Here is a 15,027-nt window from a genome sequence, read left to right as displayed (position 1 = left end):
AAGGACACCCGGTTGCCTGTGCACCAAGAGAACGATCTGCCGGGTTCGAGCACGGATATCGCACCTGCTCCGGCCGCGTTTCTCCGCTCGCCCCTTGCCCCGCCGGCCCGCACACTGATCGACGTACTGCAGGAGACCGCCGATCGCTTCCCGGATGCACCCGCGATCGACGACGGGACGGTGTCGGTCAGCTACGCCGAACTGCTGGACGACATCGCCGAGGGTGCCCAGTGGCTCGCCGACGCCGGTGTCCGGCGCGGCGACCGCGTCGGCATCAGGATGCCGTCGGGGTCCTTCTCGCTATATGTCGCGATTCTGTCGATCCTCGATGTCGGGGCTGCGTACGTACCCGTCGACGCCGACGATCCGGAAGAGCGCGCCGAATTGGTCTTCGGTGAGGCGCAGGTGACGGCCATCGTCACTGCGGGCGGAATCGCTGCCGGCACCGCGCCGAAACAGAATGCGCCCGAACTGGGTGCCGGTACTCCGGTGCCCGAGCTGCCCACACCCGAGGACGACGCGTGGGTGATCTTCACCTCGGGTTCGACCGGAACCCCCAAAGGTGTTGCAGTCAGCCACCGTAACGCCGCGGCATTCGTCGACGCCGAGGCGCGGATGTTCCTGCAGAAGGATCCGCTGGGGCCGGGAGACCGAGTGCTCGCCGGCCTGTCGGTCGCGTTCGACGCCTCCTGCGAGGAGATGTGGCTGGCGTGGCGGCACGGTGCCTGCCTGGTACCCGCCCCGCGCTCTCTGGTGCGATCCGGCTTCGACCTCGGTCCGTGGCTCGTCTCCCGAGACATCAGCGTCGTCTCGACGGTACCCACGCTGGCGTCACTGTGGCCCGCCGTGGCACTGGAAGCGGTGCGGCTGTTGATCTTCGGCGGCGAAGCATGCCCACCCGAGCTGGCCGAGCGGCTGGCCGTCGAAGGCCGGGAAGTCTGGAACACCTACGGCCCCACCGAGGCGACGGTTGTCGCGTGCGCGTCCATCATGGACGGTAAAGGTCCGGTCCGCATCGGATTACCGCTGGACGGTTGGGATCTGGCGGTCGTCGACGCCTCGGGCACTCCGGTGGCGGTCGGCGAAGTGGGCGAGCTCGTCATCGGCGGCGTCGGCCTCGCCCGGTATCTCGATCCGGCCAAGGACGCCGAGAAGTACGCGCCCATGCCGTCTCTCGGGTGGGACCGGGCGTATCGCAGCGGCGATCTGGTGAAGCTCGAGCTCGAAGGACTGCTGTTCCAGGGCCGCGCCGACGACCAGGTCAAGCTCGGCGGGCGACGCATCGAGCTGGGCGAGATAGACAATGCGCTGCAAGCACTTCCGGGCGTCGGCGGCGCGGCCGCGGCAGTCCGCAAGACCGCTGCGGGCAACTCGGTTCTGGTGGGATATCTCGCCAGTACCAATCCCGACTTCGACCTGGAGGCCGCGCGCGCCTTGTTGGCCGAGCAGTTGCCGTCGGCGCTCGTACCGCGGCTCGCGCTGGTCGACGAGATGCCCACACGTACCTCGGGCAAGGTCGACCGCAATGCGCTCCCGTGGCCGCTGCCCGGCATGGCGGGCGCGTCGGCGCTCGGAGGTACCGCGGGGTGGGTGGCCGAGTTGTGGACCAACATCCTCGGCGCTCAGGTCAACGACGAGAACGCCGACTTCTTCGCCAACGGTGGCGGATCACTGTCGGCCGCTCAGCTGGTGACGGCACTGCGCGAGCGGTTCCCCGAGATCACCGTCGCGCAGCTCTACGATCACCCGCGGTTGGGTTCTCTGGCACAGTATCTGGACGACCTGAAGCCTGTCGTGGAGGCAATCCCCCGCGACGTGGCACCGACGTCCCGCACCGCGCAGTGGGCGCAGATTCTGGCGACCGTGCCGTTGACGACGCTGACCGGGTTGCAGTGGGTCACCTGGCTCGGCCTGCTGTTCAACGTCATGGCCTGGTTCGACGACGTGCCGTGGGCTCCGACGTTGTCGTGGTGGTGGATTCTTCTCGCGTTCGTCCTGTTCATCACCCCGGTCGGGCGCATGGCCATCTCGGTGATCGGCTCGCGAATACTGCTGGCGGGGTTGAAACCCGGCGCATATCGACGCGGCGGCAGCATGCACATAAGGCTTTGGGCGGCAACGAGATTGACCGATGCCAGTGGCGCGTCCAACCTCTCGGGTGCACCGTGGATGGTCTACTACGCGCGCGCTCTCGGCTCGAAGATCGGTAAGGGCGTCGACCTGCACACCCTGCCGCCCGTCACCGGCATGCTCGAACTCGGCGACGGCTGCTCCATCGAACCCGAAGTCGACCTGTCCGGTCATTGGATCGACGGCGACCTCGTCTACATCGGCGGCATCGAGATCGGTGCGGGTGCCACTGTCGGTGCCCGCTCCACGCTGCTGCCCGGCACCAAGGTCGGCAAGAACGCGGTCGTGACGGCCGGCTCCGCCGTCGTCGGACGAGTCAAGGCCGGCCAGATGTGGTCCGGCTCGCCCGCGCAGAAAGTGGGCAAGGCCGATCATCCGTGGCCGGCGGAGACCCCGCCGCGCGCCACCAAGTGGGTGTTCGCCTACGGCGTCGCGTCGCTGTTCCTCTCCGGCATGGCCCTGTTCTCCATCGGCGTCAGCCTGGTGCTGATGGGCTGGTGGATTCACACCGCGGACTCCGTGCTGGGGGCCTTCGAGCGCGGCTTGGTGATGCTGCCCGTCGCCACTCTGGTGTCGTTGGCGGTGTTCGCGCTGATCACCCTCGTCGCGGTGCGGTTGCTCGGCATCGGGCTCGTCGGCGGCTACCACCCCGTGCGCAGCCGCATCGGCTGGCAGGTGTGGGCCACCGAACGCCTGATGGATTCGGCGCGCACCTTCCTGTTCCCGCTCTACGCGTCGCTGCTGACACCACATTGGCTCCGGTTGCTGGGCGCGAAGATCGGCAAGGACGTCGAGGCGTCGACCGTGCTGATGATTCCCAAATTCACCACCGTGGCCGACGGCGCGTTCCTCGCCGACGACACCATGGTCGCGAGCTACGAACTCGGCGGCGGCTGGATGCACCTGGGCGACGCCAAGGTGGGCAAGCGGGCGTTCCTCGGAAACTCCGGCATGACGGGACCGGGGCGGACCGTCCCGAAGAACGGTCTCGTTGCGGTGCTGTCGGCAACTCCGGACAAGGCGAAGTCGGGCTCGTCATGGCTCGGTAGTCCGCCGGTCCGGTTGCGCCGCGCGGCAGGCAGTGCCGACTCGTCGCGCACGTTCGACCCGCCTCGGAAGTTGAAGATCGCCCGTTCACTCGTAGAGACGTGCCGGCTGATTCCCGTCGTCGTGACGTTCGGTATCGGGCTCGGCGTGTTGTTCGGACTGACCGCGATTGCCGACTCGATCGGCTACTGGCTCGCTGCCGCGCTCAGCGGTGTCGTGTTGCTCGTCGCCGGCTTCGTGGCTGCAGCTGTGTCGGCGGCCGCGAAGTGGCTGTGGGTCGGCCGGATCGGCAAGACCGATCATCCGCTGTGGAGTTCGTTCGTCTGGCGCAACGAGGTGGCCGACACGTTCGTCGAGACCGTCGCCGCACCGTGGTTCGCGCGCGCTGCCGAGGGCACCGCGGTGCTCAACATGTGGCTGCGGTGGCTCGGGGCGGACATCGGTCGAGGTGTGTGGTGCGAGACGTACTGGCTCCCCGAGGCAGACCTGGTGACGTTGGCCGACGGTGCGACGGTGAACCGAGGGTGCGTTGTGCAGACGCACCTGTTCCATGATCGGATCATGTCCATGGACACCGTCGATCTCGGCAGAGGCGCAACCCTGGGACCGCACTGTGTCGCTTTGCCTGCATCGGGTATAGGTGATGGTGCGACGGTGGGGCCTGCCTCTCTGGTGATGCGCGGCGATACGGTTCCCGCGCATACTCGTTGGCAGGGCAATCCGATCGCGCCGTGGGCCAAGGGTGATCCCTTTCCGCGGATTCGCGACGACCGAAACGAGGGGTGATCTTCAATGCCGGACAGGCTCGTGGCACCGGTGTTCGACGTCGACTCCAGTGACAATCCGATCGATACGTATCTTCCGCAGAACGGCAATCGCGGCTATCGCGTCTCGCGCTACGAACTCGACCTCGAGTACAAGGTCGAGAGCAACCGATTGACGGGCAAAGCGAAGATCACCGCGGTCACCACGGCGACGGTGTCGAAATTCGCGTTGGATCTCGGCCCGGCGATGAACGTGTCGAAGGTGTCGGTCAACGGGTCACGTTCGGTGAAGTTCAGCCACCAGCGGGGCAAGCTGAAGATCACTCCCGCCAAGCCCATCGCGTCCGGAGCGGCACTGGTGGTCACGGTGGCGTACGGCGGAACACCCAAGCCCATCAACGGTTTCTGGGGTGAGGTCGGCTGGGAGGAGCTCACCGAGGGATCGATCGTCGCGAGTCAGCCGAACGGTGCCGCGTCGTGGTTTCCGTGTGACGACCACCCGGTGTCCAAGGCCAGCTACGGCATCACCATCACCACCGATTCGCCGTACTACGCGGTGGCCAACGGCACGTTGGTACGCAAGCAGACCCGGGCCAGCCGGACCACGTGGGTGTACGAGCAGCCCGAGCCGATGGCGAGTTATCTCGCGACCATTCAGATCGGGCCGTACGAGCATCGCGTCGTGAGCCCGGGACCGGTGCCCATGAACGCGATCACGCCCCCGCGGCTACGAGCGCAGTTCGATCACGACTTCGGCCGTCAACCGCAGATGATGGATACCTTCGTACGGCTCTACGGCCCTTACCCTTTCGCGGCGTACACCGTGGTGGTGACCGACGACGATCTCGAAATCCCGGTCGAGGCGCAGGGCCTGTCCATCTTCGGTGCGAACCACTGTTCGGGTTCCCGGTACTACGAGCGTCTGGTTGCACACGAATTGGCGCACCAGTGGTTCGGCAATTCCCTCACCCTCGGCAAGTGGGCAGATATCTGGCTGCACGAAGGATTCGCTTGCTACTCGGAATGGATCTGGGCCGAGAACTCCGGCGGCGCAACGGCTCACGACAAGGCCAAGCGAGCTCACACCATTCAGCGAGGGCTCGCGATGGATCTGCAGCTCACCGATCCCGGGCCCGCCCGCATCTTCGACGACCGCGTCTACAAGCGGGGCGCTCTGGCCCTGCACGCACTGCGACGCACCATCGGCGACGAACGATTCTTCGGCCTGATCCAGGAATGGACCTCCAAGTACCGCTACTCCACCGTGGCGACCGCCGACTTCACCGACCTCGCCTCTCGCTTCGGTTGCCCCCGAACCCTGTGGGACGCATGGCTTGTGGACACGCAATTGCCGTCGTTGCCGTAGGTCCGGCGGGCAATCGGCTCCCCGGTTTCGGAAATGTGCCTCCGATCAGAGGCATATTTCCGAGTCTGGGGAGCCGATTGTCGTCAGCGATACCCGAGCGAGACCGCGAGGCCTGCCACGGCGTAGCCGTACAGCGCGACCGTCACCGATGCCTGTCGCCAGAATCCTTGCGGGAACGTTGCCGCCCAGTGTCCCGTGCCGTCCAGTTGCAGATCGCAGGGGAAGTCGCTGATGACCATCGCTGAAGCCGGTTGTTTCGAGTGCGCGAGCACCACACCGGTGGTGAACGGCAGTCCCCGAACGAACAGGTGCCCGCGCGCATCCCCCGCTCGATAGCGCACCGTGGATTCCGTCAATGGTCCTGTGTACCAACGCCGTTGGACATTCCACCCGGTGGCGTGTGCGAGTCGGAGGTTGCGATCGCCGCGCAGTGCCGTGTCCACGGTCTCGACGTGTGCGATCACTCCCCAGCGCAGCATCGACACCCACGACGCGATCCGTCGGTAGCGAAACACCAGAGCCCCGAACAGAACGATCGCGAACATGTACGGCACCAGCGCGGGATACCTCGACCAGCACGCGGCAGGCACGATCACCGCGACGAGAAACCAGTACGCTTCGCGTCGATTCCAGACCGTGGCAACAGCTACCAAAGCTGTCGGGGGCACCCGATACGGCGGGACCGTGCGCGAGGACTGCAACATGATGGCGCTGATCCTAGGGCCGAACCGGCCGACTCGCAGCGATCCGCTCGGTTCCGACCGGCGTGCGTCACGGCGCGGGGGTGACCTCAGGAGGTAGCGGCCGTGCCGTGTCGCTCAGCTCTCCTGGCTCGTACACATCGAAGGGGGCGTCCACAGATAGAGAACCGGCGCGCTCGAACTCGAAGGTCACAGGAATCGAAGTTCCCGGCGCGAGTTCTCCGTCGGTCAACTCGAGAGTCACGGTGAACGGCTGGTCGGTTCCGTCGTCTCCACCATCCAGGTTTTCCACCGGTTGGCCGGCCGCGATAGACGTCGCGGGTTCGATAACGAGTTGGTCGGCGGTGGCGTCGATAGTCACCGCAGACGCCGCGGAAGAAGTTATTCCAAGTAAGCGATCCGTCCCTGTCCCGGCAGTGTTCACCGCTGTGAACTCCAGGTTCGCGTTTCCGTACGCCGAGGCGGAACTGTCGGGCGTGGCACCGGTGAGCTCTGCTTGCACGGTGACGCTTTGCAACTCGATACTGCCGGCCTCCTCTGCTGCGCCGGTATCTTGCGCGATGACCGGGTCGTTCGAGCAGCCGGCCAGAGCGCCGACGGTAGCAAGAGCCGCACATGCAGCGATAATCGAATCGGAGCCGACACGACGACGCCGACGGGCGGGAGCACGTCCGTTCGTATTCATGCGCTGAGGGCTACCCCGAGCTGGGTCGGACCAAACGGGATGAGCACCTGCCCTCCCTCGTGCGCGTTGTGCGTCCCTCCAGGTACGCACAACGCGCACGACCCTAGGGCAGGTGAGCGGACGTCTTCGATCGCACCACCAGGCCACACAGTGCCGCCATCACCGCGCCGAATCCGAAGATGATGGGATACGTGACCACCCCTGGCCAGGTCTCGGTCAGCGCCGACAGCACAGCGGGCACCGCAAAGCCGAGATACGTCAGCGAATAGAACACAGCGGTGAGGCCGGCGAGATCGTCGGGGCCCGCAATGCGTTGCACCTCTTGCAGACCCGAGACGAGTGCCATGCCGTACCCGCACCCGAGCACCGCTGCTGCGATCAATGCCGCGGCGATGGTGAGCACCGACGCCGCCCACGCCGCAACAGCCATGCCGACCACCAACAGAGACAGCGCAACCAAAGCGCCGCGGGCATTGGCGGGTGTGTCGATCCGACGCCCGACAGCCTGGATCGCGAATCCGGAACCGAGGGCGATCACCGCCATCGCCGCGGACAGGGCGACGGGGTAACCGCCACCGGGCTCGTCGGCCAACGCGTCGGCCATCAGAGACGGCAGCACCGCATAGGCGACGCTGGCCGCACCGAAAACCCATGGGGCCAAGGGCAACACGACGAACAGGAAGCGTCGATGCGACGCCGACGGAATTCTGAGATCATCGAAAAGACTTTTCCGCCCCGATGAGGCTGCGGCGCTGCGTGTTTCCGGGACCGACAGCATGCCGACGAACGCGGCGATGCAGATCAGCACGTGCACGCTGTACGCGAGGTGCGTCGGCCAGGGTGCCCACTGCGCCAGCACACCGGCGACGCCGGCTCCCAGGGCGAAGCCCGCCGTCAACGACATCGCGGCGCGGCGCGCTCCGGCACCGGGCTTGGCGGTGGCGTCGTGACCGGAGAGTTCTTTGACCCAGCTACCGCCGACGGCCATACCGATTCCGAGCGCGATGCCGCTGAGCACCCGCCCGCCGAAGAGCATGTAGGCGTTGTCGGGTCCGAGGGCGATCAGAATGGACCCGGCCGCGGCAATTGCAGGCGCGGGCAACATGATCGGGCGTCGGCCGAGTCGATCGGACAACGGACCACAGATCAGCATCGCCGGAATGATGCCCAGAACGTATGCGAACAGGAACGTGTCGACCACCACGGCAGAGAAGCCGTGGTCGAGTCGATACATCACCAAAAGCGGTGTGAATTCGTTGCCGCCCCAGGCGACGGCGAACATGCCGACGGCAACCAACAGCCAGCGTCTGGCCGTCGTCTGTCGGACGTCGTCGTCGATCATGGCCTCGGTCATCGTGTTCCCCCTCTGTCTGTGCGCAAGCCGTGCACCCTGAGCATGTGTTGTTCGACGGCTCGCTCGAATTCGTCTGCGTCCCCGGCTTCGATCAGGTCGGCGAGTCTGCGATGGTCGTCGACGATGCGGGAGATCTGACCCGGATCACGGGTCAGGGATGCCGCGGTCATCCGCCGCTGTCGCTCGCGAAGTCCGTCGTAGAACGCGTCGAGCAACGGGTTGTTGCCGGCGCGGACGACGGTCCGATGGAAATCTGCGTCGGCGGCACTGAACTCCGCTGCGGTGCCGTCGACTGCGAGCTTGTCCTGGATTCGCAGGTTGTCGCGTAGCGCCTCGACCACTCGTGCGCGGGCATCCGCATCGCCGACGAAGGCGCGAACACTGCCGGCCTCGACCAATCGCCTCGCGTCGACGACGCTCTCCGCCTCACCCACCGCGATGGGGACGACCAGCGCCCCGCGCTTGGGATAAAGGCGCATCCATCCCTCGACCTGGAGGCGAAGGAACGCCTCGCGGACCGGTGTGCGGCTGATCTCGAGCCGCGTCGCGATCTCCCCTTCACTGACGAGCTCACCACCGGGAAGTTCCCCCGAAATGACGAGCTCCTTGACAGTCAGGTACGCCGTATCGGCTGCGGATCTCGTCTCGGACACAACATAGATACTAGATGCGCCTCAGCAGTCCACCCAACTCGACCTATCCCGACGGTCCACTCAACGTGACATTGACCGTCGAAAAGGCCACCACATGTCACATTGACTCCCCGAGGGGAGTCGCGAGGGAGACAGCGGTCAGGGCACCCAGTGTCTGGCGGCGATGTCGTCGATCACCGGGTCTCCGTCGGGGGCTGCGTCCAGTGCTTCGAGGTCGTCGCGCAGTGCGTTCAGGCGGGGGTCGTCGCCCTCTGCCTGCTCGGCGGCCGTGCCTCCGTCGTCGGCGATCTGGGCGAGCAGCTTCGCCCGCACCCGATCTCGCAGTGAGTCGCTCATTCGTCGTCACCCTTCTTGAAGACGCGTCGGGCCGTGGGGATGAGCGCAATGAGCACGCCCAGCAACACGATGATCGAGAAGATTTGCAGCAGCACAGCAGCCTCCTAGGGATGTGAGGTCGGGGCGAGGGCGGAGCCCAACGCAGTGTTGCGCACCACGGTGAACAAGACCAATAGGGCAACCCCGACGACGACGGTCGGGCGATTGGGACGAGGCAGCGTCAGTGGCGTCTGCGTCCATCGTGCTCGCAGCCACGCGGCCCAGACACCGATCGCGACGACACCGAGCACCACCGCCACGACGTTGCTCGACGCGGCAGCCGCGATGTCTCCGCGAGTGAGGTCGCCGAAAGCCCTGGTCGCACCGCATCCTGGGCACCACAGTCCGGTGAGGGCGTGGAACGGGCACGGCAGGTACGTCGAGGTTCGGGGATCGCGGACGTGCAGCAGCACAGCACCGCCGACTGCGGCCAGGCCGACGCCGAGAGGTGCGGCGATGCAGCGCGTCCGGGTTGCCATGACTAGCAGTCCATCACGGTTCGACGATGATCGTCGCGGTCATGTCGGGGTGCGGGGTGCAGTGGTAGGTGTAGGTGCCCGCGGTGTCGAAGGTATGGGTGAACTGCCCCGACTGCATCAGTTCGCTGCGGAACGACTTGTCGTCGGCGACGACGTTGTGTGCCATCGCGCGGTCGGCGAACACCCACGTCACGGTCTCGCCCGCAGTGATCGTCAGAGACTGCGGTGTGAACATCCGGTCGGCGACGGTCACCTGGTTCTCGGCAGCGGGCTCGGCGGGTGCGGCCGGGGTGGTCGAGGTGGAGCAGGCAGTCGCGGCCAATGTGATCGACAGTGCCGCGAGCAATCCGAGTGCCTTCATGACGTCGACGGTACCGAAGCGGCTCGCTCTCTCCGATCCAGCAGGTAGGTCGCCGTCAGCGCGATCGAGCGGTCCTCATCCTGAGTCAGCTCGCGCAGAGCCTGCGCCGCCGCCGGACCCGGAATGCTGGCCAGCGCCTGGGTCACCCGTAGTCGTGCCGCGACCTCTTTCGGCCCGCCCATGAGGTCCGCGACCGTAGAGTCTTCGTAGCCGAGCTCACCGAGCACGTCTGCCGCGTCCACATCGTTCGTACCCTCGTGGACCATCTCGATCAGCACCGCAATCGCGTCGACGATTCCTCGGGCACCCAGTTCCAGCGCCGCGACGCGTCTGATCTGCCCGTCCTCGTGGCCCAGCGCCTCCCGCAGCACCTCGGTGGCGTCGGGATGCGGAATCTCGACGACGGTATCGACGGCGCGGCGACGCACCTCGGGATCCGGTGAGTCGAGGCCCTCCCGCAGCGCCGAGACGGCGTCGCTCCCGGTCTGCGCGAGTGCCCATCGCAGCGCGCCGGCGACGTTGGTGGCGGGCTCGCGCAGCACCGCCTCGGCCAGAGCCTCGGCCGGGATGGGGCGATCCCCGACGGAGGACAACGCTGCCGACTGTCGCTTCCCCGCGCTCACCGAGTCCAGGTCTCCGAGCATGCCAATGACACCGAGGACGTCCTCCCAGTCCTCCGGTCGGGCGCTTCCGATGCGGCGCAAACGTGTCAGTAGCTCGCTATCTCGCGCGATGCGCTCTTCGGCTCGGGTAGCCAGCTCGTCGACGAGTCCCGTCGCCGCGAAACTCGGATCGTCCAGCGCGCGTCCGACGTCGTGCAGGGACAACCCGAGCGACCGGAGCGATTCGACGTGGAACAAGCGACGAACGTCGGCCGGGGAGTATTCGCGGTAGCCGGTGCCAGTCCGCGAGGTCGGCTGCACGAGCCCGAGCCGGTCGTAGTGCCGAAGCATGCGCGCGCTGACCCCGGACCGCCGCGCCACCTCACCGATCAACATCTGCCTATTTCACCCCGTCGGGTCGGCTGCGCCAAGTGCATCGACGCGCCGGGCCTCGAACAGTGCCCATCCGCTGTCGGGGTCTCGGAGCAGCGACTCCGTCGCCAGTGCGTGCGCGCGAACAGCAACATCCTTGCTCGACGCGGCTGCGCGCACCATCGGCTCGATCACCGACCCGAGTTCCACCAGTGCGCGGCTGAGGCTGCGCTGCAACTCCCGCCCGCCTCGTCCCAGCTGAGTGGACAGCGTCGTCGCCAACCACTGCTCGCTGCCGCCGGGGACCAGGACGACCGCCGCCCGCCACGCGCTCCGGGCCACCTCGTCGTCGGAGTCGGAGATGAGCGGCTCGGTGATCACCGGCCAGGCCGACCGGTCCTTGACCTTCGACAACGTGTGCAACGCCTGACTGCGAGCCTGTGCGCCGCCGGTGCGCACTTCATGCATCAGCCTGGGCACCGTCGACGCAGCGGGGAGACGAATCAATGCCCACGTCAACATCTCTCGAACCTGAAAATCCGGTTCGGCGGCGCAACGCTCGAGCAGCGCGTCGAGGAGTTCTGGGTTCTTCGATATTCCGATGTCGAGCGCAGCCCGAAGCCGCACAGAAGAGTTCTGGTGCCGAAGTGAGTCGATCATGGCCGTCAGCCAAGACCTTGTCACCGTGTGAAGGTCAAGCCCGGCTCAGGACGTCCGCGAGCGTCCGATTCATGATGTTCAGCGCCCGCACCGCGACCCGCACCGGCCCGGGCGAGTTCGCACTGGTGAGCAACACGTCCAACACCGTTGTGTCGGTGACCTTCTCGGGCTGATCCACCCGCTTGCCCGCGATCGCGGCCTCCACGTGCCGGGCGGTCTCACGCACCAGCGCCGCAGCGTCGCGCAGGGCGTGGGCCGTATCGGCCGAGGGTGCCGACTCCGGTTCGGCACGCGACGCCAGCACTCCGGCTCGCGCGAGTGCGTGGGCGGATCGGCCGCTGACGGTCAGCACCCGCAGTAATCGCTTCGCCCCTCGCCGGCTGCGGGTCGTCGGCCCGAGCACGAGCGGCTTCCCCGCCGTCACGACCTCCTTCAGCGCATTGTCGAGCGTGCGCGTCGACGCCACGAGGTCGGTGGCATTTCCCGGAGTGATCACCGATTCGACGCTGGTGTCGATCAGGGCGTCCAATTGGTCGAGATACGTATCGACTTTGTCCACCAATGTCTTTCGCGTTCCGGTCGAGAAGATGAAGTAGGCGGACGCAATACCGACGGCTCCACCGACTGCAGTCTCGATGATTCGTAGTTCGAGAACCTCGATACTGAACGTGCCGAGCAGCCCGTAGAGCATCGCGAGCAGAATGGTGACGAAGAACGACAGCAGCGCATACGCGACGGTCACCAGGTAGAACGCGAAGAAGACACAGACGACGATGAGCACCAACTGAACGGATTGGTGATTGCCGACGAGTGCCGCGATCACCACTCCCGCAAGCACTCCCGCCATCGTGCCGAGGATGCGTTGGCCGGCTCTGGTCAGAATCTCGCCGCGCGTCGACGCCCCGGTGAACACCAGGAACGCCGTCAGCACGGCCCAGTACCAGCGGTCCGGCGAAACCAACTCCCCCAATACCGTTGCCGCGCTGGTCGCGACAGCAACCTGGATTGCCGCCTTGGTGCTGGGGTTCAGGCCGGCAGGCTCGTCCTTGTCCGACGGCTCGGCAGCAGCCTGTCGAGGGCTCGACGTGACAGCCACCGCATTGGTGGTGATGTGATGAATGGCGATGTGTGCCTGCAGCGCTCGTTGCGCGGACACCGTCGCGATACCGGCGGGGGTCGACGGGTCGGCGCGCTCGGCCGCCGTGGCGGCCAACCGTCGGGCGGCCTTGAGTTGCTCGGCGGACGGGGCGTTCTGCAGGCACGATCCCAGCGCGGTGGTCGCTTGCCCCAGTGCGGTCGGCCACGGCTTGGCCGGATCGAGAGCCCACAGTGAGCTGACGAGTTGTTCGGTGGCGATCTGGGCGTCGAACACACGAAGCGACAGATCGGTACTCGTCACGCTGAGCAGTTGTCCCGCGTCGTGACGGTCGAGCCAGTCGTCGATCATCAGGGCGGTGTTTCCGAGCCGATCGAGCCTGCGCCGCAACAGTTCCAGATCACGGTCCTCACGCGCCGATGCCGCCGCGAGCACCGATTCCGATACCGCTCGCATGGCGTAGAGCAGCCGCCGCACCTCCACGATCGGTCGGTCCGGAAAGACCACCGCCCGTACGAACAGAGCGATGAGCACTCCGCCGACGATCGCCGCGATCAGCATCGGCACTTGCCCCGGGGTCGCCTGAAGGAACAACGCGAAGAAGTACGAGATGAACGCGACCATGCCGAGCGCGGTGCCACGGGGTCCGAATCTGCGCACCCATACGGCCGCGAACAACACCGCGATGAATCCGACGTCGGCCACCGCGCCGAGCCGCGAGAGCAGCGCCGCGACCGTCACTGCCGCCGAGGAGGGAAGCACCATCAGGGCGGTGGTGACGAGCCGGCTGTGCTGGTCTTTGTCCTTGACCGACGCCGACGCCTGCATCGCCACCACGGTGCCGAGCATCGCCACGGTCACCGGCTGGCCGATGGCGCGAGTACCGAGCAGCAGGACCACCATCGCGAGCAACACCGTCAGCGTCGTCGCCGAGGCACCGCGCAGCCGTAACTGCCCGGGATCCGACGCGTCGAGGATGCGGGCGAGGCGGTTCATTCCCCGATTCTGCGCTACGGCTCAGCCCCGTGCGGCCCGGATAGCGGGGGCCGACGAATGCGGTAGCAGCCTGTTCATGTCCGCCGGCGTGATCACGTCGACCGTCGCCGACTCGTCCAGCCGATAGGGCTGGGTGGAGATGATGCCGGCGAGGTGCTTGCGCAGGCGCGACATCTCGGCCCGCACGGTGATCGCGCGGCCGTCGTCGCCGAAGAGGTCGGCAGCCATCTGCGACGCGGTGCGTCCCTGCCGGTGGATAGCCAGCAGGTACAGAATCTCGGCGTGCCGGGGCGTCGGCTCGTGGGTCCACTCCCCCACCTCGCTGCGCACCTCGATACGAGGCTTCTGCGAATCGCGCAGGTCGATGCGAATCGTCGTCGTGTTACCGGACTCCGCGACGAACGAGTCCGCCGAGTCGCCAGGAGTGGAGCCGGCGGAACGACCATGAGAAGTGGGTCGCACCAGCCATCCACCGGGCAGGGGTTCGAAGTCGCACACCCCGAGGCTCGGCAGCCAGAAGCGTCCCGTCGCGAGGTCCTCGGGCAGCAGGATGCGATTGCGCAGTGCCACCGATTCGACGGCCGCGACCCACCCGTTCGCGTCGACGGCCAGCGCCGGGGACTGCAGGCGCGCCAGCATCGGTGCGGCCACCGAACGCAGTCGATCCAGGGTGGTTCGGTGAATCTCGCGCAACTGCGATTCCGCCAACCTCGCCACGGCGTCGACCAGGGCGATGGTGGTGGGGTGCACCGTTTTGGCCGGGCCACTGACGTCGATGGCTCCGAGCACCTGGCCGGTGCGCGGATCGCGAATGGGGGCTCCGGCGCAGGTCCACGAATGATGGCTGCGCACATAGTGTTCGGCCGAGAAGATCTGCACAGCGCGGCGTGAGACCAATGCTGTCCCGATGGCATTGGTGCCCACCGAATCCTCGGCCCAGTTGGCCCCTTCGACGAATCCGAGGCCGTCGGCGCGGTCGAGCACCGACGTCGATCCGCTGCGCCACAGCACTCGACCGTTCCGATCGGCGACGACGAGAATGTTGTCGCCGTCCTGCACCACCGATTCCAGGCCACGGGCGAGGTCGTCCAGAATGTCGAACAACCCCGATTCCCGTCGACTGAACTCGAGATCGGACGCGTCCATCTGTCTCTCGGCAGGGTTGCCCAGTTCCGGGTCGATACCGAGGGTCTGCAACCGCCGCCAGGAGTCACCGATGACCTCGCGGGGACGCGCGGGAGACTTCCCGCCGGTCATGGTCGCGTCGTACACGGCAGTGAGAATCTGCGCGTAGCGGCGCGGGTCTTCGCCGGCCGCCAGCGCAGGTTCGGGGCCTGTCGACTGCGTCATCGCTGTCAATTGTGCTCCAGCTCACAAAGCGGGTTC

General features: G+C 66.6%; 13 protein-coding genes. 2 read left to right on the top strand and 11 right to left on the bottom strand.

The annotated features are described in order from the left end of the window. The first annotated feature begins 18 nt into the window (after window positions 1–18). Together RFA01S_RS04500 and RFA01S_RS04495 are read left to right on the top strand one after the other, a co-directional pair. Entirely contained in the window at window positions 19–3,963 is a 3,945-nt protein-coding gene (locus tag RFA01S_RS04500; RefSeq protein WP_230595233.1) for a Pls/PosA family non-ribosomal peptide synthetase, read from the top strand. 6 nt (window positions 3,964–3,969) lie between these two features. After that, window positions 3,970–5,307, top strand: coding sequence for a M1 family metallopeptidase (locus RFA01S_RS04495; RefSeq protein ID WP_032364488.1), 1,338 nt, complete (start codon window positions 3,970–3,972; stop codon window positions 5,305–5,307). Between the two features lie 83 nt (window positions 5,308–5,390). On the opposite strand, the gene RFA01S_RS04490 is transcribed toward RFA01S_RS04495, so the two are convergent. The 11 genes from RFA01S_RS04490 to RFA01S_RS04440 form a co-directional block, all read right to left on the bottom strand. Beyond that, complete coding sequence (locus RFA01S_RS04490; RefSeq protein ID WP_032369376.1) at window positions 5,391–6,011, bottom strand: hypothetical protein; 621 nt, start codon at window positions 6,009–6,011, stop codon at window positions 5,391–5,393. Between the two features lie 67 nt (window positions 6,012–6,078). Continuing rightward, window positions 6,079–6,693, bottom strand: a complete 615-nt coding sequence (locus tag RFA01S_RS04485; RefSeq protein ID WP_032382177.1) for a copper chaperone PCu(A)C domain-containing protein — start codon at window positions 6,691–6,693, stop codon at window positions 6,079–6,081. 103 nt (window positions 6,694–6,796) lie between these two features. Then, entirely contained in the window at window positions 6,797–8,047 is a 1,251-nt protein-coding gene (locus tag RFA01S_RS04480) for an MFS transporter (RefSeq protein WP_045841410.1), read from the bottom strand. Further along, the gene (locus tag RFA01S_RS04475) at window positions 8,044–8,700 is read right to left on the bottom strand and encodes a GntR family transcriptional regulator (RefSeq protein ID WP_032369373.1); all 657 of its coding nucleotides are present in this window, start codon (window positions 8,698–8,700) and stop codon (window positions 8,044–8,046) included. Before RFA01S_RS04475 ends, RFA01S_RS04480 begins: the two co-directional genes overlap by 4 nt. 138 nt (window positions 8,701–8,838) lie before the next feature. Continuing rightward, complete coding sequence (locus tag RFA01S_RS04470; RefSeq protein WP_027494394.1) at window positions 8,839–9,036, bottom strand: hypothetical protein; 198 nt, start codon at window positions 9,034–9,036, stop codon at window positions 8,839–8,841. Between the two features lie 104 nt (window positions 9,037–9,140). Beyond that, entirely contained in the window at window positions 9,141–9,554 is a 414-nt protein-coding gene (locus tag RFA01S_RS04465; protein WP_032406579.1) for a DUF2752 domain-containing protein, read from the bottom strand. A 13-nt stretch (window positions 9,555–9,567) separates the two neighbouring features. Next, window positions 9,568–9,915 (bottom strand): cupredoxin domain-containing protein, encoded by a 348-nt coding sequence (locus tag RFA01S_RS04460; protein ID WP_032369371.1) that lies wholly within the window; start codon window positions 9,913–9,915, stop codon window positions 9,568–9,570. Next, a complete protein-coding gene (locus tag RFA01S_RS04455; RefSeq protein ID WP_032406580.1) occupies window positions 9,912–10,913 on the bottom strand; it encodes a HEAT repeat domain-containing protein in 1,002 nt (333 codons plus the stop codon). The genes RFA01S_RS04460 and RFA01S_RS04455 overlap by 4 nt, the downstream gene beginning before the upstream one ends. A gap of 9 nt (window positions 10,914–10,922) precedes the next feature. Continuing rightward, the gene (locus RFA01S_RS04450; protein WP_052060527.1) at window positions 10,923–11,549 is read right to left on the bottom strand and encodes a HEAT repeat domain-containing protein; all 627 of its coding nucleotides are present in this window, start codon (window positions 11,547–11,549) and stop codon (window positions 10,923–10,925) included. Between the two features lie 34 nt (window positions 11,550–11,583). Continuing rightward, window positions 11,584–13,641, bottom strand: a complete 2,058-nt coding sequence (locus RFA01S_RS04445) for an FUSC family protein (protein WP_032406582.1) — start codon at window positions 13,639–13,641, stop codon at window positions 11,584–11,586. Window positions 13,642–13,662: 21 nt separating this feature from the next. Next, window positions 13,663–14,991: a GAF domain-containing protein gene (locus RFA01S_RS04440; RefSeq protein ID WP_032364496.1), complete on the bottom strand. Its 1,329-nt coding sequence runs from the start codon at window positions 14,989–14,991 to the stop codon at window positions 13,663–13,665. Between the last annotated feature and the right edge of the window lie 36 nt (window positions 14,992–15,027).

The organism is Rhodococcoides fascians NBRC 12155 = LMG 3623 (genome assembly GCF_001894785.1).
Classification (GTDB): domain Bacteria; phylum Actinomycetota; class Actinomycetes; order Mycobacteriales; family Mycobacteriaceae; genus Rhodococcoides; species Rhodococcoides fascians.
The sequence above is the reverse complement of the archived record's forward strand: the minus strand, read 5'-3'. Positions and strand labels throughout refer to the sequence as shown.

Coding starts and splice junctions, on each gene's coding strand:
- RFA01S_RS04495 (WP_032364488.1), top strand. CDS start 3,970: ATGCCGGACAGGCTCGTGGCACCGGTGTTCGACGTCGACTCCAGTGAC.
- RFA01S_RS04445 (WP_032406582.1), bottom strand. CDS start 13,641: ATGAACCGCCTCGCCCGCATCCTCGACGCGTCGGATCCCGGGCAGTTA.
- RFA01S_RS04460 (WP_032369371.1), bottom strand. CDS start 9,915: ATGAAGGCACTCGGATTGCTCGCGGCACTGTCGATCACATTGGCCGCG.
- RFA01S_RS04485 (WP_032382177.1), bottom strand. CDS start 6,693: ATGAATACGAACGGACGTGCTCCCGCCCGTCGGCGTCGTCGTGTCGGC.
- RFA01S_RS04440 (WP_032364496.1), bottom strand. CDS start 14,991: ATGACGCAGTCGACAGGCCCCGAACCTGCGCTGGCGGCCGGCGAAGAC.
- RFA01S_RS04450 (WP_052060527.1), bottom strand. CDS start 11,549: ATGATCGACTCACTTCGGCACCAGAACTCTTCTGTGCGGCTTCGGGCT.
- RFA01S_RS04480 (WP_045841410.1), bottom strand. CDS start 8,047: ATGACCGAGGCCATGATCGACGACGACGTCCGACAGACGACGGCCAGA.
- RFA01S_RS04490 (WP_032369376.1), bottom strand. CDS start 6,011: ATGTTGCAGTCCTCGCGCACGGTCCCGCCGTATCGGGTGCCCCCGACA.
- RFA01S_RS04465 (WP_032406579.1), bottom strand. CDS start 9,554: ATGGCAACCCGGACGCGCTGCATCGCCGCACCTCTCGGCGTCGGCCTG.
- RFA01S_RS04470 (WP_027494394.1), bottom strand. CDS start 9,036: ATGAGCGACTCACTGCGAGATCGGGTGCGGGCGAAGCTGCTCGCCCAG.
- RFA01S_RS04455 (WP_032406580.1), bottom strand. CDS start 10,913: ATGTTGATCGGTGAGGTGGCGCGGCGGTCCGGGGTCAGCGCGCGCATG.